Source organism: Zobellia roscoffensis (assembly GCF_015330165.1).
Taxonomy (GTDB): domain Bacteria; phylum Bacteroidota; class Bacteroidia; order Flavobacteriales; family Flavobacteriaceae; genus Zobellia; species Zobellia roscoffensis.
The window spans coordinates 846,847-870,260 of the sequence record NZ_JADDXT010000002.1 but is presented as its reverse complement, the minus strand read 5'-3'; the positions used below and the strand labels follow the sequence as shown (position 1 = coordinate 870,260).

The 23,414-nt window shown below is 39.1% G+C and carries 14 protein-coding genes; all 14 read right to left on the bottom strand.

What is annotated here, in order from left to right:
• Window positions 1-59 precede the first annotated feature (59 nt).
• Window positions 60-3,443 carry a VCBS repeat-containing protein gene (locus IWC72_RS03685; RefSeq protein WP_194528854.1) on the bottom strand — a complete coding sequence of 1,128 codons (3,384 nt, stop codon included), beginning with the start codon at window positions 3,441-3,443 and terminating at the stop codon, window positions 60-62.
• Between the two features lie 27 nt (window positions 3,444-3,470).
• The gene (locus IWC72_RS03680) at window positions 3,471-4,973 is read right to left on the bottom strand and encodes a sulfatase family protein (protein WP_226979480.1); all 1,503 of its coding nucleotides are present in this window, start codon (window positions 4,971-4,973) and stop codon (window positions 3,471-3,473) included.
• Between the two features lie 182 nt (window positions 4,974-5,155).
• A complete protein-coding gene (locus tag IWC72_RS03675; protein ID WP_194528852.1) occupies window positions 5,156-6,694 on the bottom strand; it encodes a RagB/SusD family nutrient uptake outer membrane protein in 1,539 nt (512 codons plus the stop codon).
• 21 nt (window positions 6,695-6,715) lie between these two features.
• On the bottom strand, window positions 6,716-9,835 hold the full coding sequence (locus IWC72_RS03670) for a SusC/RagA family TonB-linked outer membrane protein (protein ID WP_194528851.1): 3,120 nt from the start codon (window positions 9,833-9,835) through the stop codon (window positions 6,716-6,718).
• Window positions 9,836-10,415: 580 nt separating this feature from the next.
• Window positions 10,416-11,348, bottom strand: a complete 933-nt coding sequence (locus IWC72_RS03665; protein WP_194528850.1) for a sugar phosphate isomerase/epimerase family protein — start codon at window positions 11,346-11,348, stop codon at window positions 10,416-10,418.
• A gap of 30 nt (window positions 11,349-11,378) precedes the next feature.
• Window positions 11,379-12,296, bottom strand: a complete 918-nt coding sequence (locus IWC72_RS03660; protein ID WP_194528849.1) for a hydroxypyruvate isomerase family protein — start codon at window positions 12,294-12,296, stop codon at window positions 11,379-11,381.
• A 45-nt stretch (window positions 12,297-12,341) separates the two neighbouring features.
• On the bottom strand, window positions 12,342-12,905 hold the full coding sequence (locus IWC72_RS03655; RefSeq protein ID WP_194524882.1) for a gluconate 2-dehydrogenase subunit 3 family protein: 564 nt from the start codon (window positions 12,903-12,905) through the stop codon (window positions 12,342-12,344).
• Window positions 12,905-14,617 (bottom strand): GMC oxidoreductase, encoded by a 1,713-nt coding sequence (locus IWC72_RS03650; RefSeq protein ID WP_194528848.1) that lies wholly within the window; start codon window positions 14,615-14,617, stop codon window positions 12,905-12,907. The genes IWC72_RS03655 and IWC72_RS03650 overlap by 1 nt, the downstream gene beginning before the upstream one ends.
• Before the next feature lie 33 nt (window positions 14,618-14,650).
• Entirely contained in the window at window positions 14,651-16,153 is a 1,503-nt protein-coding gene (locus IWC72_RS03645; RefSeq protein ID WP_226979479.1) for an alpha-L-fucosidase, read from the bottom strand.
• 20 nt (window positions 16,154-16,173) lie between these two features.
• Window positions 16,174-17,748, bottom strand: coding sequence for a sulfatase family protein (locus IWC72_RS03640; protein WP_194528847.1), 1,575 nt, complete (start codon window positions 17,746-17,748; stop codon window positions 16,174-16,176).
• Between the two features lie 112 nt (window positions 17,749-17,860).
• Entirely contained in the window at window positions 17,861-19,300 is a 1,440-nt protein-coding gene (locus IWC72_RS03635) for a twin-arginine translocation signal domain-containing protein (RefSeq protein WP_194528846.1), read from the bottom strand.
• A 7-nt stretch (window positions 19,301-19,307) separates the two neighbouring features.
• Complete coding sequence (locus IWC72_RS03630; protein ID WP_226979478.1) at window positions 19,308-21,020, bottom strand: glycoside hydrolase family protein; 1,713 nt, start codon at window positions 21,018-21,020, stop codon at window positions 19,308-19,310.
• A 38-nt stretch (window positions 21,021-21,058) separates the two neighbouring features.
• Window positions 21,059-21,811 carry a GDSL-type esterase/lipase family protein gene (locus IWC72_RS03625; RefSeq protein ID WP_194524878.1) on the bottom strand — a complete coding sequence of 251 codons (753 nt, stop codon included), beginning with the start codon at window positions 21,809-21,811 and terminating at the stop codon, window positions 21,059-21,061.
• Between the two features lie 13 nt (window positions 21,812-21,824).
• Window positions 21,825-23,414, bottom strand: coding sequence for a sulfatase-like hydrolase/transferase (locus IWC72_RS03620; RefSeq protein WP_226979477.1), 1,590 nt, complete (start codon window positions 23,412-23,414; stop codon window positions 21,825-21,827).

Below are 23,414 nucleotides of genomic sequence, written 5' to 3'. Positions count from 1 at the left end.
GCTATTGGAGCCTAAACTTTTGTTTCTGTCAGTACAAGAAATGTCTCCGCAGATACATACTACTTAAAAGTAGGTTGCCTATAAAACTGAAGGCTATCATTATTGTTGCTGATAACCAGTAACTTCCCGTATTTTTTATTGGTAAGGGTTTTTATATGCCTTGTCTGTCTGTTTAGGAGTAATCCTGATTGGGAGATAGATTTTTCTTTAAACGTACCATTCCCATTATTTTTCAAAAAAGTGCCATACCCGGCATCGTAGCGTCCTAGTTCTGTATTGGCATCATAGAAATTTTCTCCAAGTAATAGGTCTAACTTTCCGTCTTGGTCATAATCCAGTTTATGAATGGCATTTACTGTAGAGAATTGCGCCGCCGTTGGGAGGGGCGTAAGTTTAAATTTCTTGTCCCCAAGATTTTCAATAAAACATGTTCTGAATTCATACGCTCTTAAAGTCTTGGCGCGCTGTAATTCTTCTGCTGTAAAAATGTCTTTGAAGTCAGCCTTGGCAAAGGCACTGTAGGTAGTAAACTTTTTACGGAGGTACACCATCTGTTTTTCTAGAAGGCTCTTGGAGGAAAATACATGTTCTTTTCCATTGATAAAGTGGGTCGTTACCCCTTCTGGCCATCCGTTTTTATCAAAATCGGCATAGTACATCTGCACGGGTTGATTTTCGGTTGCCCTTAATTTTGAGTTTAGTCCAAGGTTGCCGGCTACCAAATCAAGGTCCCCATCATTATCAAAATCACCATATTCCACTGTGTTCCACCAACCATTTGAAAATTGTAATGAGTTTGCTTCTGGATTCGCTTCGGTAAGGTTTCCGTTTTGGTTGTAGTATATTTTAATGGGCATCCATTCGCCTACTAGAACGAGGTCTTCCCAACCATTACCATCTAAATCTACCCATTTGGCAGAAGTGGCCATTCCGCATTTTTCAAAATACTTTTTCGACTCAACATCTACCGAAAAATTTCCTTTCCCATCATTTTTAAGCAAATAAGAGTTAGGTGATGAGCCATATTTTCCGGGAACAGAGCGTGATGAAATAAAAATATCATTATCGCCATCTTTATCAAAATCAGCAATGGCTAAATCAGAAACGGTGGTATAGATTTTTGGGAAATTGCCCTGTTTTGTAAAGTTGCCTCTTCCGTTGTTTATGTAAAGGCGAGTGAGGCTTTTAGGGTCTGGCTTAATTTCTTGGTTACTACCGCTACCAACAAGAAGGTCCAAATACCCATCACCGTTAAAGTCCACTAGTTCTGAAGCGGTATCTTCTGAAGGCGCATCAGTTTGAAGTGTGGTTGATTTGGTGAATTTACCATTGGATCGCTGCATATAAATTTCAGATGCTTGGTTTAGGGCTCCGCCAACAAAAAAATCATCTAAACCATCGTTGTTGAGGTCTCCCACCGCAATAGGTGGCCCCCAAGTAGAATTCATATGTGGAATTAAATGTTCTCTGTTGAATTCATAAAACCGATTTTCCTGATGTTTGTAATTAACACCCAGTGCGCTGCTTTGTATTGCGGTGAAAAGTGATTTAGGAGCTTCTTTGGTTTCAAGTTCAAAGTCCGGCGAATTCTCTTGTATTATAACTACTTCTTGATTTGAGTTGACATCCGTTAAAACCGTTACTTCTTTATTGGGCCACTGCACCAAAAGGGTATCAATTGTGGTATTCTTGGTAACGGCAAAATTTAGATATGGAGGAGGAGAGGATAGGTAACCCCTAACATTCAATAACTCTTGGTACTGCTGTTTGCCTTTATTTTTTATAGTGACTTTGCCCCCAATACCGAAGCTGTTACCGGATTTGCCTTTTAATTTTATTTTTAGGTAGCCTTTGTTTAGACTATCGTTCTCTACGGTGGTATTTTTTAAGATAGATGCTTTGGCGTTCAAGTTGTTGACGACCAAGTCTAAATCACCATCGTTATCTAAATCTGTATATGTGGCTCCATTGGAAAACCCTTTTTTTGTGCCGCCCCATTCCGTAGATGTGTTCTTAAAGCTGAGGCCATTATTATTATTCTTAAAGAAAAAATTCTGCAACGGATAGCTCGGCATTTTATCCGTTAAAGCTGCGCTGAAATCGTAATTGCCAGAGCGCAGTTGTTTTTGAACTTCATCACCAGACAAGAACTGCATATAGTCCATGTCATTGCTCCTTTTGAAAATGCCGTTGGTGATGAATAAGTCTTTGTTGCCATCTAAATCAAAATCATTGGCCAAAACGGACCAGCTCCAATCGGTAGCTTCAATACTAGCTAACCTTGCTATTTCACTAAAGTGCTTTCCGTCCCTATTTAGTTGAAAGGTATTATGGGCGTATTGGTGTTGGTACCCAAAAGACAGTTTGTAGTTAAAAATAGCATACGAGTCTTCCCCATGAGAGGCTTTCAAAATTTCAGGTTCATAGGCCTGCATATCCAAAGACAAGATATCCGGCAGAGCATCATTGTTCATGTCGGCAATATCATTGCCCATAGAAAACCGACTGGTATGTTTTATGTAAGATGCGAGGTCTTCGGTGAAGGTGCCATCTCCATTGTTGACGTATAGATAGTCATCTTCATAGAAATCATTTCCGATGTAAATATCTGCGTAGCCATCTTTGTTGATATCGGCTGTGCTTATGCCTAGTCCAAAACCTAACGGGCTACTATAAATGCCAGATTCTTTAGTGACATCGGTAAATTTATCTCCATCGTTTCGAAATAACTTATCGCCATAGGGACTAGAAATCAAACGCTTTTCCGCACGAGGAAGCACACCGTCGTTAAAATTTGAATGCGTCATAATGTAGGCGTCAAGATCACCATCTAAATCATAATCAAAAAATGCAGTCTGTGTAGTGGCACCTTTTACGGTTAGGCCTAACTCATTAGCACTTTCCTTAAATTTAGGAGAGCCATTCTCATCATTTCCTAAATTGATAAAAAGTAAGTTATGGCCGTTATTTCCTAAAATATCTCCAATTTGGCTCACATAAATATCTAATTTTCCATCTCCATTAACATCAACAAAAGTTATTCCGGTGTACCACGCATTTACGTCGCCACTAGTGCCGCTATTATTGGTAATATCTGTAAACTCAAAACCACCTTTGTTGAGATATAGCCTGTTCTGAACTTGATTTCCGGTAAAATAGATATCATCAAGACCATCACCGTTTAAATCTCCTGCTGCCACCCCGCCACCATTGTAAAAGTACATGTAAGAGAATAAGTTTAACTGTTTGGATGCCTCAACAGAATTGCTGAAATCTACGCCGGTATTTTCATTGGATAATTCTTGAAAAAGCGTATTTTCTATTGGTGGTACTGCTAATTCCTTCTTTTCGTTACACGCAATAAAAAGCACCAAAATAGAACCAAAAGCGAAAACTTTTAGAAAAGGAAAAGCAAAACTACGTCTAAAAGAAAGTACGGGCATGGATTTATTTTAAAAAGGAGGACTAATTTACCGTTTTACGGAATACCCCTGGTCTTTATAGGTTTTTAAAAGTGAAGCCATTTCTACTATTACTTCAGGATGTGCTTCAAAAATATTATTTCTTTGTTCAACGTCTTTGTTCATATCAAAAAGTAGGGCAGGCGTGTCAAAATCTTTGTATCCTCTTAGTTCTTTAAAAGAGTCGGGCATTTTTGAGTGTTCGCCAGAAGACTTGTTGATATATAGCCATTTCCCTTTTCGTAAGCCCCAAATACCATCGTACGTGTTGTGAACTGTTGCCTCCCGAAGTGGTGTTTTATATTTCTTACCTTTTATCAGTGGTAGTAGGTTGTAGCTATCCGGAGCTGTTTTGTTATGTAGAGTAGTGTTAGTTATATTGGCTAGGGTAGCCATAATATCTACTTGGGAAATAACTTCTTCCGAAACCGTACCCTCTTTAATATTGCCAGGCCATTTGATTATGAACGGTACATGATGACCGCCTTCCCAAACATCACGTTTTAAACCTCTAAAATCTCCCATGCTAAAATGGTCATATTTTTCTGCACGTTCAAAAGCATATTTTTCCGGGCCATTGTCTGAAGTAAAGATTACTATAGTATTCTCCTCAAATCCATTTGTTTTTAAAGCTTCTAATACCTGTCCGGCTACCCAATCTGTTTGTACCATAAAATCACCATAACCTCCAGCTTGTGAAGTTCCATCAAACTCATCATTAGGTATAATCGGTGCGTGCGGAGAAGGAAGTGCCAAATACAGAAAAAAAGGCTTCTCTTTATTTTGTTTGCCAATCCATGCTGTTGTTTTTTTAGTCAATGTTGGTAATACGGTATACGGATCCCAGCCTTCTACTTTAGGTCCTGGGCGAGAATCCCAGTCTTCTTCTTTTACCTCTCTTTCAAATTTATTAAATTCAAAGAAATCATTTGGGGCCGTAACAAATTTATCATTTTCAACCCAAGCATAGGGAGGGAAGTTAATAGTTCCATCACCAAAATAATAATCGAATCCTCTGTCTAGTGGTCCTCCTGTTAATGGTGCTTTCCAATCAATATCCTCAACTAAATAGACTTGATGTGTTTTATTCCAATATGTTCTTTCTCCGGATGGGTCATTATTTATAAAATTCCAGTTCCATCCTAAATGCCATTTCCCAATAGCTGCTGTTTCGTAACCGTTATTCTTCAGTATTTCGGGTAGTGTTACATCCGATTCATCAAAGAATGGAGGTCCAAATGAATTTACAATGCCGTGCTGTCTACGCCAGTGATAAGTACCAGTGAGAAGAGCATATCTACTAGGTGAGCAAATTCCAGAAGAACTATGGGCGTCCGTAAACCGCATGCCCTCAGAAGCTAATTTGTTGAGGTTGGGTGTTGGTATTTTTGAATTTGGATTTTGACATTGTAAATCTCCATACCCCATATCATCTGCATAAATAATGACAATATTGGGTTTTTGAGCATAGGTGTGGGTAATTGCCACTAAAGTAAAAAGTGTGGTGAACAAATTTAATCTTCTCTTAAAACATCTCATGAGCGGACTATCAAATAGAGGTTGAAAATACCATTAATTTATGGTAAAGGGATGAAAAAAGCCAGAAGACAATAAGGTCAACTGGCTTTTTTAAAAACTAACTCAACAATTTTAATAAAAACAGATAGGTTACTGTTCTCATGTTTTTAATACAATTAGTAATCTGGGTTTTGCTCTAGTGCGTCATTTTTGTCTATTGCACTTTGTGGCAATGGCCATTTGTAATGTTTAGGTAAGAATATCCTGTTAGCATCTACGTGAGAATCGTAAAAACCATTAAGTACTTCTTCTGCTATACCCCAACGTTTAAGATCAAAGTATCGCAAACCTTCAAATCCTAGTTCATATCTACGCTCATTACGAACTGCTTCGCGAAGTTCGCCTGGGTCTGTAGTGGTAATTGCCGGGTACGAACCAGTATCTCCTATCGCTACGCCATAGGCTCTTGCTCTTACTGCGTTAATAGCGTCTAGTACAGAAGTGTCAATGCTTCCTGATTCAATTTTTCCTTCGGCATACATCAAAAGAACATCTGCATAACGAATGTGAATGTAATCTGTTCCTTCAGTAAAATTCTGTACGAAAGAAGCTCTAGTTTGAGGAGAAATCCATTTTAACAATCCAAAACCAGACAATGTTTTTTGCTCAATTTCTGGATTCCATTCGCCTTCTAGTACGATTTTACTTAATCTAGGGTCACGATTTTCTAAAGGGTTGCTTGCATCATATAGTGGAGACTCATCTATAGGCAAACCATCGGTAGCTTCAAAAGAGTTTACAAAATCTTCAGTTGGTTTAAGGGTTCCCCAAAAGCCAATCATGATTTCACTACCTCTGTCTTGGAATTCTCCAGGAGCGCTTGAGTATTTGGTAGAAAATATAATTTCTGGATTATCAGCCTGTCCAGCGTCAATAAAAAGGTCTTCATAATTAGTGGAAAGGGAAAAACTGCCACCGTCCATTACTGCTTTTGCCGCTACAGCTGCTTCAGCATATTTACCTTGGTACAAGTATGTTCTTGCCAATAATGCACTAGCGGAACCTTTTACTACATAACCGTCATTGTATGGAGCTTCTGATAAATTTGCTGTTGCAAATATTAGGTCTGTTTCAATTTGAGCAAAAATTTCTGATTCAGAGTTTTTAGGTAAATCCTGATTCTCCAAAGTAGTTGGTTCTATTCTAAGAGGAACCTCTCCATAAGTAGTAACCAAATTGTAATAGAAAAAAGCACGTAAAGTACTTGCCTGAGCTTTCCAGTCGTTTAGTTTGTCTGCTTCAATGTTCTCAACTTGATCTATGTTGGCTAAAAAGAAATTACATGTTTGAATTCCTTTATAACATACATTGTAAAGTTGAGCAATTGCACCATTGTTTCCGCCAGAGGTAGCTGAAGCTGTACCATCAATAAGCTCTCTAAAGCCATAGTTGAATGTTTGGTAACAGTCATCTGTAAGAGCATCCCAGTTTGGTTTAATGGTTGGAGGCCATCCACCATCGGCACGAATAGCCAACATATTTTGTTGTAAGTTACTATATACTCCGGTCAATGCCAGTTGTGCATCCTGCTCAGTCTTCCAAAAAGTGTCGGAAGGCAATTGAGAAGAAGGCTGCTTGTCTAAAAAGTCGTCCTCGCACGAACTTATCGAAATCCCCAGAAAGGATAGTGCGAATAATATGATTGTCTTTTTCATTATATATTATTTTTTGATTGACTAAAATGTCATGTTTACACCTAGGGTTAATGTTTTTCTGAACGGGTAGGCATCTACACCATTAGCTTCCGGATCTACATCAATAGGGTAGTCTTTTTGAAAAGTAAGGTAGTTTTCTGCTGCAAAATAGAACCTTAACTTGTTGAACGGTGTTTTGTCCAATACATCTGTAGGCAGTGAATACCCCAAAGTAACATTTCTTAATCTAAGGTAAGATGTATCCCATAACCAGAAAGAGTTGTTGTATACTGTAGATCTGCGTGTTTCAGCAGTTTCATAATATACAGCAGGCAATCTAGAGTTTCTGTTTTCAGGTGTCCATGCTTCGGTTAACCATGCTTTGTCCGTACCACCATCTTGTCTAAACGGGTCACGGGCAATATAGTTTTTAGTTCCTTCTACACCTTCCCAGAACATTCTAAAGTCTAGATTTTTGTAGTTTACCGAAAGATTAAGTCCGTATACAAAAGCAGGGTATCTACCATCTATATGAATACGGTCATCTCCATCAATGACGCCATCATCGTTTTGATCTTTCAATTTAATGAAACCTACCTTGCCTGGTTGCGGTTGTACAGCTGAACTTGCTATTTCGGCTTCATCTTGGAAATACCCATCAGACTCCCACATATACCAATCTTGAAAAGCGTAGCCTTCCTCATTTGTGAATCTGTTCTGAATCTCTGGATCCCCAAAAGTTTTTAAACGGTTTTTGAACCAGGACACGTTTCCGTTTATGCTGTAACGTAAATCTTCGTTTATGCTGTTATCATGGCCAATAACAATGTCCCAACCTTTATTGGTCATGGCACCTTGGTTAACTACGGGAGCATCTAATCCGCTACTTTCATCAACTTGTAATTGTCTTAAGATATCTACAGTTTCTTTTACGTAGTAATCTGCAGAACCATATAGTTTTCTGTTGAAAAGATTAAAATCTACTCCAAAGTCAGTAACGGTTGTAGTTTCCCAGGTTATATCTGAGTCAACCAAACTTCTTAGACCAACTCCGGCAAGAACACTGCTTCCAAAAGGGTAGCCAAACTGATCGAAGGATAAAGTAGATTGGTAAGGATATATACCTGAGTTTAATTCATCATCCTGTACATCTATGCCAATGTTTTGGTTACCTAATTGACCCCAAGAACCTCTAAGTTTCAATTCGCTTACAGCATCAATATCTTGAAAGAAATTTTCTTTATCCAATCTCCACCCAGCAGATACCGAAGGGAAAACACCTAGTCTGTTACCTTTGGCAAAACGAGAGCTAATATCGCCTCTTACGTTAGCTTCAATAAGGTACTTCTCTTTATAGTTATAATTGGCTCTACCAAAGAAACTCTGAATAGCCCAGCTTTCAGAAAAACCTGTTGTAAATTGGTTTTCAGAATTTACACCTTCTAAATCAGTGATTTGTCTGTTCGGGATACCTGTTCTCTGTGACCTTGTGAAGTTACGGTCAAAACCTTCTTGACTATACCCACCTAAAACTTTAAAGTCATGATCGCCAATTAATTTTGAATACGTAAGTGTGGAGAACAACGTAGTTTGCTTGCTCCATGTATTGTCAATAGTTAATTGAGATTGGTCACGAGTAGTTCTAAGGTATTCGCCTGTTCTATAGTTATACTCATCGTATTGTATACGTTGATTTTTGTAGTAGTCATAATCAAACTTATAAGCTCCTTTGGTACTCCAAACCAAATCGTCTGAAAGCTTAACGTCAAAAAACAGGTTCCCGTTAAAGTTATATTGGTTTAAAACTTCACCGTCTTGTACTTCAAGCTCTGCGATAGGGTTGTTTCTTGTAAACCCTTCATCAAAACCTGGGAACTCTGGGTCCGTACCAGAGAAAGCTTTACCGGAATAGTGCCCTGTGCCATCTAACGTATAAACACCCCAAGTAGGTCTAACTCTAAATAAGTTGAATAAACCAGATTCTGTGCCAGCTTGTTGAGGACCACTTGTTTTAGAGGCAACACCGGATACGGTACCACCTACAGTAAGCTTTTCGCCTATATCTGATTTTACACTCATAAAGAAGTTGTTCTTCTTAAATCCTGAAGAACGAATAATACCTGGTTGATCCCAGTTACCCACAGAAATGTTATAGCTAGTACTTTCAATAGCACCACTAGCCGTTACAACATGACGTTGTACAATTGGTGTTCTAGACGCCTCATCAAACCAGTCTGTATTAGGAAATGCAGGATTACCTTGATTGTTTCTATAAGCATCTATCAAATTTTGCGGATATGGATTTGCAGAAGCACCAGGTGTATTTATCAACGCTTGGTTCATTAAGGTCATATAATCTGCAGAATTAGATATCATTTGAGGAACCTTAGTGAAGGTTTCTGTTGATACACTACCATTATACTGAATTTGAAAACTGTTATTGCCACCAGTTTTGGTAGTCACCAAAATAACACCATTTGCCGCACGAGAACCATAAATGGCGGCAGAGGAAGCATCTTTAAGAACGGATATAGAGCTAATTACAGATGGGTCTAAATCCTGCAAGTTACCTTCTACACCATCAATTAATACCAAAGGAGAGTTGTTACTGCCAAAAGAGTTAAGACCACGTATTTTGATGTTCAATCCTTCATTACCTGGAGCACCGCTGTTCTGTGAGATTTGAAGACCGGCTGCTTGACCTTGAAGTGCTTGAAACGCATTTTGAACGTTTCTGTCTTCCAGAGCCTCTTCGTCTACAGCAGTTACTGAGCCTGTAAGGTTTACTCTTTTTTGTTGGCCATAACCAACTACTACCACTTCGTCTAACTTACTTGCATCTTCCGCAAGGGAAATATTTATGGTAGATTCATTATTAACAGGTACTTCTTGAGAGGAAAACCCTATGTAGCTAAATACTAAAATAGCATCACTAGAGGCAGAAATTGTATAATTTCCATCAAAATCTGTTTGGGTACCGGTTGTGGTTCCTTTTACTAAAACGTTTGCACCGGGCAAAGGCATCCCGGTGTCATCCGAAACAGTACCATTAATAGTACCGTCTTGGGCATGTAGCTGTACCGTTGCTAGTAGGAGTCCTAAAAAGGAAAGCCCTAGCCGCAGCAAGAAAGGTTTTTTGGTCGATTGTTTTTTGTGTTTCATAAGTTAAATTGAGAATTTTGAGTTAATAAGCGAATATAGTTTTGGAGTTATACTCAGGGTATAAGAAATGTCTTTAATAGGGTAACAAATGATCTAAATGTTCATTTTTGAGATTGGTTGGTTAATTAAAGATCAGGGATGAATGTACATAATTTTTGCAAAAGAAGACTACAAAAAAAATCTTAATGCTAAGGTAAAATGTATGTTTTAGTAAATTAAATGTATCTCTCCGTACAGAAGTTCGGTCTATATAGTTCTTGTGAATAAAGAGTGCTTTTATCTCGCAATCCCCTTGTTTATTTGTTATTACAGCTGAAACAAAATCTTTTGGCGTTACAATTTTTTATAAAATTATTTTTATGCGGTCGCTATCAATAGTTTTTGACCTCTTAAAGACTTTGTTAAATTGTAGGTTTTAGGAAGGGAGTCCTTTCATTTAAAGAAAGATATATCTTTTAGTTTTCAACTATAAAAATTACTTGAGTTTTCAATCGTCAAAGATTTCTTCCGTTTAAATCATTTGTTCTTAAATTTTGGTAAAAGAAGTCAGTAGTTAGTCTGCTTGATAATTCCGTTTCTGTTAAACTTGTGAGCCTGCTTTTATAAGTAAGTCTCTAGTCAATTTAACTCCCTCTTCTTCTGAGCCAGTAGATGTACCAAATTCAATACCTATGAAGCCGGTATATCCTGAATCTTTAACCATTTTCATCATTTTGAAATAATCAATGGTTGTTTCGTTGCCCATTTTATCAAACTCAATAGATTTGGCACTTACTCCTTTTGCGAAGGGTAAAATCTCTGCAAACCCCTTGTACTTATCATACTCATTCACACATTCGCGTTCTTTATTTTTTTCAATACAAAAGTTTCCAAAATCTGGCAATGTGCCGCAGTTTTCTCGTTCTACATTCTTCATTACATTAGATAGCCATACGCCATCAGAAGAGAAACCGCCATGATTTTCAACTAGAATATTGATATTGGAATCTTTGGAGTAATCCGCAAGTTTATGTAATGAATCAATGGCAGCTTTTGTAGCCTCTCCTTTTTCAATTCCTCCTCCTAAATTCACTCTAATGGCATGACAACCTAGAAAATGAGCAGCATCAATCCACTTGTGATGGTTTTCTATGGCTAGCGAACGTTTTTTGGAATCTACATCTGCCAGTTGCCCTTCTCTATCAATCATTATCAACACATTCTTTACCCCTTCAGAATCGGCTCTGTTATTCATTTCTTTGAGGTAGGTCTTATCCTTTGCCTTATCCATGAAAAACTGATTTACATATTCCAAACCTTCGCATTCAAAACTTCTAGCTTTGGCGGCAAAATCAAGATTATCCATTTTTCCGGCACGGAGTGTATTATGAAATGACCATTCCGCTAAGGAGATTTTAAAAAAACTGCGTTTATCTAATTTCGTTGTGTCTGCAAAACCATGAAAAGGAACTCCGGCTACTGATGCTAAAGTTGCGGCTTGTATTGATCTGCTGATAAATTTTCTTCTTTGCATTTTTTGTAGTTTCTAAACTTAGGTCTTAATTTATTTAAAATTATCTACGTTTTTATACGCATTTATAACAGCTAGTTCACCTTCCCTATCAGGTCTTGAATTGCCGTGTTCCATGCCTAAAATACCGTTGTAACCTTTCTCCTTTATGAATTTTAGAACATTCCAATAGTTAATTTCTCCCGTGGTAGGTTCATTTCTTCCCGGGTTGTCTCCAATTTGGATATAGGCTATTTCATCCCAACAAGCTTTCATATTAGGGATGAGGTTGCCTTCCTGTATTTGTTGATGATATATATCGAAAAGAATTTTACATGAAGGGGAATCCACAGCTTTGCAGATTTCATATGCCTGTGGAGAATCCGTTAAAAAAGCACCGGGATGATTGAAAAAGTTCAAAGGTTCGAGCACCATAGTAAGATTGTGTGGTTCAAAAATTGCCGAAGCCTGTTTTAAGGTTTCAATTACATTTGCAGTTTGGTATCCTTCCTTAACTTTGGCAGCCACATTTCCCGGTACAACCGTCATCCACTTCGCATTTACACGTTTGGCAACTTCTACTGATTCTTTACAGTATTTTAAAAAGGCTTTTCGCTTTTCAGGGTCGCCGGAAGCTACATGTCCTTCCTTTAAAAAAACAGCGACAAAAACACCCATTTCAATGCCTCTTTTCTGCATGGTTTGTGCCATTTTCTCCTGTAGCGCTACATCTCGGGTACGCATTTTATTATCCTCAAAAGCCGTAAAGCCTTGGTCTGCCATAAAATTCAATTGGTCAATAGGGTCTTTGCCCGCGTGGTTTTCAAACATGCCCAAATGCGGAGCATATTTTAAATTGAATTTATGAGCATCTTTTGATGAAGCTAAATTAGAGGCATAGGATAACCCTGAACCCATTGAGATTGCTCCTGTAGATAATGCTGTTTTTTGTATGAAGTTGCGTCTTTTCATTTTCGTTCTCTTTGTTTGGTAGGTTCTTGTAGATTAAAGCTTGGTTTAAATAGACCAAGCTTTTCCTCCTGTTAATTCATCTAAATCACCGCATGGAATATATTGACCTGGAATAGAATCATAGGCCAATACCTCTTCGCCTACATACTCGGTACATTTATACCCCCATATAGTTAAATCACGAATATTTTTGGCAAAGGGTACACCTTTTGCTTTTTTATTGGTCAATGCTTTTCTCATTTCAGGGGCAAGATCCGTAGCAGTAAGATCGCTTATCCGCTCTTTTTTGGAGCTTTCTAGTGCATTGGCTGCTAGTTGGTTTAAGGTAGCCTTAAATTGGTCTTGCTGTTTTGGAGGCATCACTTCGTTGGCAAAGCTGTCCAAAAAAATATGAACGTTAACTTCCGATGCTGAAAGGGTATCCGTTTTTGGAAGAATACTGTCGATTAGGCCAATTAGTACAACGCCTTCATCCGGAGTTAAAAATTGGGGTGTCCAAGTGGTGGTTTTACTATCGTTACAACTTTGTAAAACACTCATGAATGTTGGTACGGCTACTACGTAGCCCATAGACATTCCTATCTGCATTAATGCTTTTCTCCTGTCCATTATATATTTCCTTTTTTAAGTTCTTGTGCGGCGTGATTGGCTGCTCTTGCAGAAAAAGCCATGTAAGTCAATGAAGGGTTGACACAGCTTGATGATGCCATAAAGGCACCATCAGTAACGTATACATTTGGTACTTCGTGCACTTGGTTATGACCATTAAGCACTGATGTTTTTGGGTCTCTACCCATACGTGCGGTTCCCATTTCGTGAATACCGTGGCCAATATTATAGGAGCTGTTATGGGTATTTATGTCTCTCGCTCCTGCTTTTTTGAGCATTTCTGCCGCTTGAACTACTATGTCTTCGCGCATTTTAAATTCGTTGTCGCGTATTTCAGCATCAAAGGTTACCGTTGGTAGGCCCCAACCATCTAAATTGTCATAGTCTAAGGTCATACGATTGTCTTGGTAAGGTAGAATTTCACCAAAACCACCTACGCCCATGGTCCAACCTCCAGGCTTTAAAATGGCTTCTTTAAGCTCTGCACCCATCGTAAGTTCTGCAACGGAATCTTTCCAGTTTTTACGGCTTGCACCTCCTTGGTATCCAAAACCACGTAGGTAATCCTTGCTCTTAGATTTAGCATCTATATTCTTAAAACGAGGAATATACACACCGCCAGGCCTTCTTCCCTTGTAATACTTATCATCAAAACCGTCAAATTTTCCATTAGCCCCAGCTCCTAAATGATGGTCCATGATGTTACGACCCAATTGGTCAGAATCATTACCCATCCCATTAGGAAAACGGTCAGATTTTGATTGCATAAGAATAGAAGCCGATGCAATGGCCGATGCACATAAGAAAATAACCTTTGCCTTAAATACAAATTCTTCCTTAGTTAAGCGGTCTATGACTTTTACCCCTGCAGCTTTTTTAGTGTCGGGGTCGTAAATTACTTCGGTTACGATAGAATCAGGCCTTAGGGTTAGATTTCCTGTTCGTTCCGCAGCTGGTAACGTAGATGAGTTACTACTGAAATATCCTCCAAACGGACACCCTCTTGAACAACGGTTCCTAAACTGACATTTGGTGCGCCCTTCAAATTCTTTGTCACCTGTTATGTGGGCTATACGACCTGAAGTAACTACTCGTCCATCTAAATTTTCGTAAACTTTATCCCTAAACTTTTGCTCTACACAATTCAATTCCATCATTGGGAGAAACTGCCCATCAGGCAATTGTCTAAGCCCCATTTTTTCACCAGAAACTCCAATATAGGTTTCTACTTTATCATACCACGGAGCAATATCTTTATAGCGAATAGGCCAATCAACACCATGACCATCATTCTTGTTTGCTTCAAAATCAATTTCACTCCAACGGTAACTGTGTCTACCCCAGGTTATGGAACGGCCACCAACATGATAACCGCGCATCCAATTAAAAGGTTTGGTCTCATTGTAAGGGTGGTCCAAGTCATTTACGAACCACTTGTATGAATCTGCACTTTTTCCTTTATTCGTCCTACTTTGTTTGGGTCTTTTTGCTTTTTCTTCAATAGAAAGCTCCATACCATGTTTAAAGTCCCAATCATCCATATGGGCAGTAGTATAGTCCTTAATGTGCTCTACCATTCTGCCTCTTTCCAGCATAAGGGTCTTTAACCCATTCTCACACAGTTCTTTGGCAGCCCAGCCTCCGCTGACTCCTGTGCCTACAACAATTGCGTCATAGGAACTTTGCTCTTCGTTAAAATAAAATTTGCTCATCTTCTATATTTTGAAAATAGGTTTGGATTGTTTTTAATTCAGTTTTATCCGAAAGACATAAGCGGCCTCGCAAGGTTTTATACCAGTAACGGTAATAGAAAGTCCTTTGCCAGTTTGTTTCCACTTCATACTGTTTTTACCGCTTATGAATTCTACAGATGCTATTTTTTTTGATGTGTTCGGATTATTTTTTGCAAGCGATTTAATATTGAATTTCCCGTCTTTAGGCCAACCCAGAGCCGTTGCATAGAGAATTCCGTCTTTGGTGGTAAACCTAAAGTCTTCAGGTCCGGATTCTTTATTGTTTTTTTCGGAATGATGTCCTGTTTCTACTTTGGTAGGGCCTTCTCCAAAGATGGTCCAAGGTCTGGTGTCATAAATGGCTTCTCCGTTCAGGCTTAGCCAATTACCCATTTCATTCAATATTTTCTTAGCTTCGGCAGGTATGGTTCCATTGGCTTTAGGGCCGATATTCAGTAACAAACAGCCGTTTTTACTTACTATATCTATCAATTCGTCTAGAAGGTAGTTAGAGGTTTTGTATTCTTCATTGGAGACATAACCCCACGAAATCTTACCGATAGATGTATCCGTTTGCCAAGGATATTTGTAAATACCATCCATGCGCCCACGCTCAATATCCAATACAATCAGGTCTTCCGGAAAAGATTTATTTCTCATGTTTTTATCTTGAAAAACAACACCCTTGTTCCATTCTTCACCTTTGTTGTAATAATAAGCGAGTATTTCTTTGTGCACGACTTCAAATCCAGGTTTGTCCAACCCAAAATCGAACCATAATAAATCGGGTTCATAGTTGTCAATGATATCCGTAGTACGGTTCCACCAAAGATTTAGGAATTTTTTGGTGGGTAAGGTGTCATTACCTATTGGTTCACCATAGAGGTCATAAAACCTAGGGTCGTTGGTATCCCAAGTAGGGTCATCCTTACGGTAATATACGCGGTGGCGCGCAAAATGGGAAGACACCCCAAATTTCATATCGTTTTTCTTTACAGCTTCGGACAACATGCGCATTACATCTTTCTTTGGTCCTGTATCTTTAACGTTCCAGCGGGTGTGGTTGGAGGCGTACATAGCATACCCGTCATGATGCTCTGCAACTGGCACTACATAACGAGCCCCTGCATTTTTAAATAATGTAGCCCACTCATCCGCATCAAATTTTTCTGCCTTAAAATCAGGGATGAAATCTTTGTACCCGAATTTTGAAGGTTCCCCATAATATTCACGATGATAGGTATATGGCTTTTTTCCTCCTTTTGACCATTTTTTATCATAAATACCTCTTGGGTATTTTTCGCTACTGTAGGCGGGTACGGCATAAGGTCCCCAGTGAAGGAAGATGCCAAATTTAGCATCGCGGAACCATTCGGGAATTTCATAGCCTTCTCGGATAGATTCCCACTCCGGCTGAAATTTTTTCGGTTTAAGTTGAGCGTGTAATGCGGTTATCCCCGTAAAAAATATAAAGGCGATAGCTACTTTTTGTACAAGTTTAATTTTTGTTGTCATTCTGAATTTTGGCTTTAATTCTATTTTTTCTTCTTTTTGATAATGCCAATTTCAGGACGAGGTATATTTTCAGAAGCTCCTCTCATAACGTAAGGTTCCCATTTGTTGCGGGCCTTTTGCCATTCTTGAAGCGTTTTTGTAGGATACCATGCAGGCCAGCCTATACGGTTGAAATCGTAATTTTTTTGGTTTTTGGCTACCCATTCGTCCACTGTTGAAAATGGATTTTTATCGGGAAAAACGCCAACGGCCCTAAATTCATCACTCACACCTTCATCTTCAATGACGTTGGTGCGCCAGTTTTGAAGTTCGGTCAGTAGCTCTTTTTTCACAGAGCTATATTCGGGGTTATCTGCTACATTGTCTACCTCATATGTATCATTTCGTAGATCATATAGCTCAATTTCAGGTTTTACGGGGGAAAAGAAGGCTGCTTGGGCGGGATTAAGTTCTCCTTTTAGGTACATAATGCTCATTTCTGCTAGTACGGGGTATGCGTTTTCTTTGTACTGGTTGTATTGCAAATAGGGCCTCTCGGGCATTAAATTCAGAATAAGCTTATAGTCTTTAGAACGAATGGAACGCATGGCATCATGGGTCTCGTCCATTTTATCTCGCGCGGCAAAAGTGTATTTTCGGTTTTTAATGTCATCCCCTAAAAGGTTTTTGCCGTGAAGTGGAACCGGAGGGGTAATGCCAGCGGCTTCAAGGATGGTTGCATCAATATCAATAGACATGACCATATCTTCACTTATTTGTTTGGGTTCAATTTTCCCTGGCCATCTCATAATCATAGGAATTCGGGTACCGCCTTCGTACAAAAATTGTTTACCTCGTATGTGGCATCGGCCGTGATCGCCAATAAAAAAGACAATGGTATTGTTAGCCAATCCCTCGTCTTCTAATCGTTTTAGCAAGGTGCCTACTTCACGGTCTACCAATTGCATTTGCTCTAGACCATTAGCCCAATCACGACGTACAAAAGGAGTGTCTGCATAATAAGGAGGAAGCTCTACATCTTTTATGTCAATAGGTCTTTGTGGGTCACGGTTCCAAGAACGGTGGGTGCCTCCAAAGGTAATTCTAGCAAAGAATGGTTGGCCAGGCTTGCGGTCCGTCCAATCATTGGTATTCATGAAAAGCTCTTCTTTGGTGTCAGGAAGAAAGTTCATATCTGTCTTCCAGCTCATTAACGTGGTGAAATAGCCAGCCTCTTCAAACAGTTTAGGAATGGGTTTTATACCATGAGGTAATGGCTGTTTATTGTGTTCGCGATGTTGGTTGGCACGAATATAGTTTTGGTGAAAACCGGTCATCATTGCTGAACGTGATGTAGAGCAGACCGGTGAGGTTGTAAATGCCTTGTTATAGCGAATACCTTCTGCGGCCAATTGGTCTACATTAGGTGTGTGGATACCCTTTGTGCCGTAACAGGATAAGTCCGGACTCCAGTCTTCAATGGTTATCCATAAAACGTTTGGACGGTTATCTACAGTTTCTACTTTTTCTTTTTTGGTACTCCCACCACAAGATGAGAGTGCAAAAAGGAAAATGAGTAAAAAAGAAAATCGAATTTTTTTAAACCAGTGAATCATAGAAACCGCTATTTAATCTACCATCAAATGAAGTTTAAAAAGCTTAAAAAGATGTATTTACCTGTGTATCTCTTGTCTCTCTCTGTAAATCACTAGCCTTTTACAGGGCTTACTAGTAAAAATCAGAAATGATATTTCTTGATCCTTTTTCATAATCCCATAAATAATCACCTGTTTCATCAACACATTTTTGACTGATGTGATGTGGTAGAACTGAAACCAAAGGATAGCCAATTTTAGATTTAAACATTTCTAGGTGTTGTAGGTATTTTTCTTCTGTAATGTCTTTTTCGGCATTTCCACCAATATGGTCAAGATTGATACCACGTCCCGGAGAAGATTTATATGAGATTTCATAATGTGTTTTTACACGGGCAGGCCAATCGTACTTATCATTGAGCCAAACATCATTGGTTCGGGTAACATCGGTAAACTTGGTGAAGAAAATATCCGGCACATGAAATTCCATTTCAATGGTTTCGTCAATCCCTTTTGCAGCTTTATAAAGTTCTTTGTGTATGTGTAACATGTCTGATTTTGTGTTGTATGACATGTCAATCTTAAACTTTCGGACCCCCATTTGATGAAAACGATAGATGGTTTCTGAGGCATATTCAAAAATATCGGATTTTGGGTTCAGCCAGCGTACACCTTTATCGTATTCGGTTTTGCCCTCGGCCCTGAAGGCACCCAATAAATTAGGATTGTTCTGTGCTGCCGTACTAGCAGCATGAATTTTAGGGAAGCCAATCCACAATCCTGGAGTAAATCCTTTCTCATTAATAAGGTCCATAGTCTTATGGAAATCGGGAAATTTCTTGGGGTCTGGACTCCAGGAACCATAACCGGAATTTAGAGAGCCATCAGGAAATTGTCCCCAACCATGGTCTAATGTCATTTTTCCCTTAGGATAGCCGTATTCAACTATTTTATCTAAGTACTTCGCTACAAAATCGTGGTTTAATATATTGAAATGTCCTTTGGGAACATTAGATTGTATTTTCTGTTCTACCCAAGTACAATATTCCACATCTGCCCAAAAATGAGGATAAACTTTATAAGGCTCAATATTTAGCCGTTCCATCATTTTGATGTTGTAGGTCTTCCAGGCTTTTTCACCATCTCCGCCTTCATCCACAAAAACTTCCTGACCATCGGGAACGTATATGGTTAGGGTTTCTTTTCCGTCAAAACTAAAAGTAGAATCTTCATAACCAAAGGTGGTCATAAAGCCAACGAATTTACCTGCAGCATCACGAATTACGGGCGAACCGCTCATGCCACTGGCCGGAATAGTAAATGGATTATGGGAAAAAGCATCACTTTGAAAGTAATAGGCATCACCACCTTTTTGTGCTCCATCGCCAATACTATGATACGGGCAAAATAGGGGTTTGGTAACTTTTATTTTTATTTGTTCACCTTCATTTTTGCCCTTTTTATTGGAAACCTCAAAATGAGAGGAAGCGGCATGTAATGCTAACGGACCTGAAACTCCTGCTAGGGCGGCGCCCATACCTGCCTTTTTTATAAAATTCCTTCTGTTGCTCATGTTGAGATTATTCTTGTAGGGTAATGGTTTTGGTAAAGTTTACGGGTTGGCTTCCTTTTAGAGAAATGCTACTTTTTATAGTATAGCTTTTCCCTTTTTGTAGTTTGATTTTACAAGGAAGTGACACTATAGTTTCTTGAAACGGTTTTAAAGGCCGAACCTTTCCCGATGCCAAATTCTTCTCTTTCCCATTCTCTAGTAGGGTAATATTGATTTCCGTCTCCGTAGAGGCAACTTGACCAAAGTTCTCTACTTTCACTTCAACGGTATAACCTTTTGATGTTTTTGTAAAGGTTGGAGCTCTGGCGGAGAGGATGGGTTGGACGTATTCAACTTCCGGCAAACGGGTGTATCCAAAAAGTAATTTTCCGTTTTTGTCTTTACCAATTAGTTTTCCGACAAAGTTGTCTTCCGTGAGCCCATTGCCTTTTCCATTGAAAATGAGAATGAGGTCTTTGCCCAGTTTTTCGGTTCGTGTTATTTTACTTCCATTTCCGAAGTTTACTTTTTCTGAAGCCCCAAAACGTAATGAGTTTAAGTCTATATCTGTTTGTGGATTAAAATCGCTTTCAGCTTCTATTTTTACTCGAATCTCTTTTGTTTTTGGAGAGATTTTATTCTCGTTCAAGAGGGTTAGTAACTTATCCTTTATCAATGGAACGACAATTAGTTTGGAACTGTGGTTGTCATTGGGAAGGTCTTCATATTTCAAAGTGTCAATAACGGCAAAGTTGGCGGCAATAGCTCGCCCTTTTTCATCTTGTAGCATTCGGATACGTTCATATTTGTGCCAGTCTTCTTTTTTGCCGTTTTCATGAATTGAGATTCCCGGTACATAAGCTTCACCCGGTTCTACCTTCCAATCTACACCATCTTTTGAACGCAAGTACCAAGCAATTCTGCCCAGCCAATCGTTTACGATCATGTGGTATTGTACGTTGTCTTTCCAAATAACAGGGTCTTCGTATTTGCCTTCTACTGGTGGATACCCGGATTTCTCCCCAACCATATTCCATGTGGTGAGACCATCTTTACTAAACCATGAATACCCATGCCTATTCACCATTAAAAATGTGCCGTCTTCACGTTGAGCGAAAGTGCAGTTGTGCATAAAATTATGGGCGCTAGAGGTTTCTCTATCTCGCTTGTCAAACTCAAATTGCCCTTCTTTCCATGGACCATTAATATGTTGCGCAACATAATACTTGTCAATGACATAAAGAACGTATCTGCCTTTCTTCGTTTTATACCAAGTAGGGTTGTGTCCATGACCAACTTCTCCGGCAATTCTGAAAGGTCCGAAAGGAGATTTTGAAACCCCATGAACAACCCGGCTGTCATGATAAGCCATATGGCCTTTTTCCGCATTTTCGAGCCATCGGCAGACAAAGAGATGATACTTGCCATCTTCTTGCTCCAATAGGGTATTTCCGCCCCAATAAGACCAAAGGGGACTCTCCATCCCATTGTTGATATCTCTAGGGATTACACCGGGTGCCCCCCAAGTATCTGAGGTCATACCACCTAAATTGGGCATGGGTAGAAAGCGGTCCATAAAACGGCCGCCTAAAACAAGATTCCTCCATTCAGCAGGTCGTTCTCTTTCTATGACCATTTCACTGGCTTTCTTTTTTTTCGTTTTAGGTTCTGGTGTTTTCTGCGCGCATATTGGCGAGAGGTATAGAAAGACAAGGGCTATAAGAAGATAATTGAGTTTCATTTGGTATTGGTTCTGTAAAAAGTTGAGCTTTAAATCGTTTACTGTTTCATTAACTTTTGAATATCGGCATCGAGCGCCTCGAACATTAAGAGATGTCCTTCTGCATTGGGATGCAGGTAATCAGGCATGAGTTCTTTTTTGATTTTCCCATTTTCATCAACGTATTTAGAGCCGATGTTGATGTAGTGAATTTTTGGATTCTTTTTTGGAAAGGAAGCAATCAGTTTATTTGTTGCTTTGTTAATGTTATCTCTGTGATTGGGATTATAGCCATACGGAAGAATACCCATAAGCAGAATCTCGGTATCAGGAAGTTTTTGGTTCAGTAGGGCACATATTTTGTAGATGCCATTGGCTAGTTCTTCAGGTGTACTTATGTTCAAATAATGGTTTCCATCTGTATTGTTGGTTCCTATTAAAACCACGGCTACTTTTGGATTTATACCTTCTAAGGTTCCATTTTCAATACGCCAGATAACATTCTCGGTTCGGTCACCGCTTATACCCATGTCTACAGTACGGTATCGGTCTAGGTATTTAGTCCAAACTTCTTTGCGATCTTCTTCTTCCAAGGTGTGAAAAATGGAGTTTCCAACTAATATCAATTCAGGATTAGAATCAAGTCTGTCTACGATGGTCTTGTGCCTGTTGTTCCACCAGTCCCCATCACGTTGTACAGGCGTAGCCGCAGGATTTTCTATTAAATCAGATTGAGCATTTGCAGAAAATGTAAAAGCAAACAGTATTAAAAGAAGCAAAATATAATTACATCTGAATGTTTTTTCGATCATAGCTCCAGTTTATTTAGATTCTTATTTGAATGGGGCCAAGTCCATTTTCCCAATTTCCATTGCATTCTTTATAGAGAATTGCTTTTAGTTTTTCCGTCTTTTCAGGATGTTCTTTAGCTAAATCATTTATTTCTTCGTAATCCTCAGGCAGATAGTAGAGTTGAAAAACGTTTTCTTTAAGATAGTACCTCAGCTTCCAACCTTCTTGGGTAACTAAAGCGGGACCCATTTTTGAAGAGTAAATGGTGTATTCACGCAGTTTTGGTTTGCCACCAAATAGAGCTTTGGCATAAGAAATACCATCTTTTTCTTTTACTTGTGGTGTGCCTACAATTTCCGCAAGTGTATTTAAAAAATCATAATTACTGACCATTTGGTCTGAAACTGCACCGGCTTTTATATGGTTTTTCCAATACCAGAATAGCGGAACACGTACGCCACCTTCCCAATTGTCACGTTTTTTTCCGGACATGCCGTCGTTGCCATCAAAAATATCACCTATGGCCTTACTATTGAAGCGAGTTGTAATATTATCAAACTCCTCTCCTTTTACATTCACGTTGTTTTTGGAGGTGCGACCTTCTTCAGGATAATAAATTTCGTGCCCATTGTCTGATGTAAAGACGATGATGGTATTCTCCAAAATTCCCATTTCTTCCAGTTTTGAATAAATTCGGCCTACATCATCATCTAACATTTTTACCATGGAAGCATATTCCTTTTCCCATTGTGTTAGACTGGTATTGTTAGCTAATTCAGGATGAACTTCAGGAACCATAGTAGGGCCGTGAGGCAATTGTGTAGGGAAATATAGAAAGAAAGGTTTGTTGGTTTTTTTAGGATGATTGAGCTCCATAAAGGCCAGCATTTTATCCATAATGATATGCTCGGAATAGACGGCCTTACCTTCCATGTTCCAGCGCTCTTCAAAATTTTCGGGAGAATCGTATTCGGTAGTTTTGGCACAATCTATATGTGTATTTCCTGGGATGTCCACTTTTTTTCCATCTTCAAAAAGAAAGGGAGGGTAAAAACCATGACAGCGCACGTGGTCGTAGTACCCAAAATGATGGTCCCAGCCATGGCGCTCCATACGTTCGGGTGTGGTAGCAAAGCCCCATTCTAGCTTCCCAAATTGCCCTGTGGTATAACCCGCTTTTTGAGCAACTTCACCTAAAAACATTTCATCTTTTTCAGCAGGTAATGCTACTTCGTGAATTTTATCTTTAATTTCATCAAAAGTGAGGCCATTGTCCAATTGTTTGTAAATACCCGCTTTTACAATAGTCATGGCATCACCACCGTGGCAATCGTGCATTCCGGTAAGTAAACTGGCTCTTGCGGGAGCGCAATACATGGCACCATAAGCTCTTTCAAACTGCATGCCTTCTGAAGCTAATCTATCAATATTGGGTGTGGTCAACATTTTTTGACCATAGGTACCAAGCATACCTCTTCCCAAATCATCAGCATAAATTAAAACTACGTTGGGTTTTTTAGTCGATTTCTCTTGCGCCCAACATGAGGGGGTTATTAAAAGAATTAGGACTAAAGTTGTGAGGAGTCTAGAGATGCGCATGGTGTAGCCGTTAAATTGATTCAT

Bases quoted from the DNA above. Each gene is read 5' to 3' on its own strand.
- IWC72_RS03620 (WP_226979477.1), bottom strand. From the start codon at position 23,414: ATGAATCAATTTAACGGCTACACCATGCGCATCTCTAGACTCCTCACA.
- IWC72_RS03665 (WP_194528850.1), bottom strand. From the start codon at position 11,348: ATGCAAAGAAGAAAATTTATCAGCAGATCAATACAAGCCGCAACTTTA.
- IWC72_RS03670 (WP_194528851.1), bottom strand. From the start codon at position 9,835: ATGAAACACAAAAAACAATCGACCAAAAAACCTTTCTTGCTGCGGCTA.
- IWC72_RS03650 (WP_194528848.1), bottom strand. From the start codon at position 14,617: ATGAGCAAATTTTATTTTAACGAAGAGCAAAGTTCCTATGACGCAATT.
- IWC72_RS03630 (WP_226979478.1), bottom strand. From the start codon at position 21,020: ATGAAACTCAATTATCTTCTTATAGCCCTTGTCTTTCTATACCTCTCG.
- IWC72_RS03640 (WP_194528847.1), bottom strand. From the start codon at position 17,748: ATGATTCACTGGTTTAAAAAAATTCGATTTTCTTTTTTACTCATTTTC.
- IWC72_RS03635 (WP_194528846.1), bottom strand. From the start codon at position 19,300: ATGAGCAACAGAAGGAATTTTATAAAAAAGGCAGGTATGGGCGCCGCC.
- IWC72_RS03685 (WP_194528854.1), bottom strand. From the start codon at position 3,443: ATGCCCGTACTTTCTTTTAGACGTAGTTTTGCTTTTCCTTTTCTAAAA.
- IWC72_RS03660 (WP_194528849.1), bottom strand. From the start codon at position 12,296: ATGAAAAGACGCAACTTCATACAAAAAACAGCATTATCTACAGGAGCA.
- IWC72_RS03655 (WP_194524882.1), bottom strand. From the start codon at position 12,905: ATGGACAGGAGAAAAGCATTAATGCAGATAGGAATGTCTATGGGCTAC.
- IWC72_RS03675 (WP_194528852.1), bottom strand. From the start codon at position 6,694: ATGAAAAAGACAATCATATTATTCGCACTATCCTTTCTGGGGATTTCG.
- IWC72_RS03645 (WP_226979479.1), bottom strand. From the start codon at position 16,153: ATGACAACAAAAATTAAACTTGTACAAAAAGTAGCTATCGCCTTTATA.
- IWC72_RS03625 (WP_194524878.1), bottom strand. From the start codon at position 21,811: ATGATCGAAAAAACATTCAGATGTAATTATATTTTGCTTCTTTTAATA.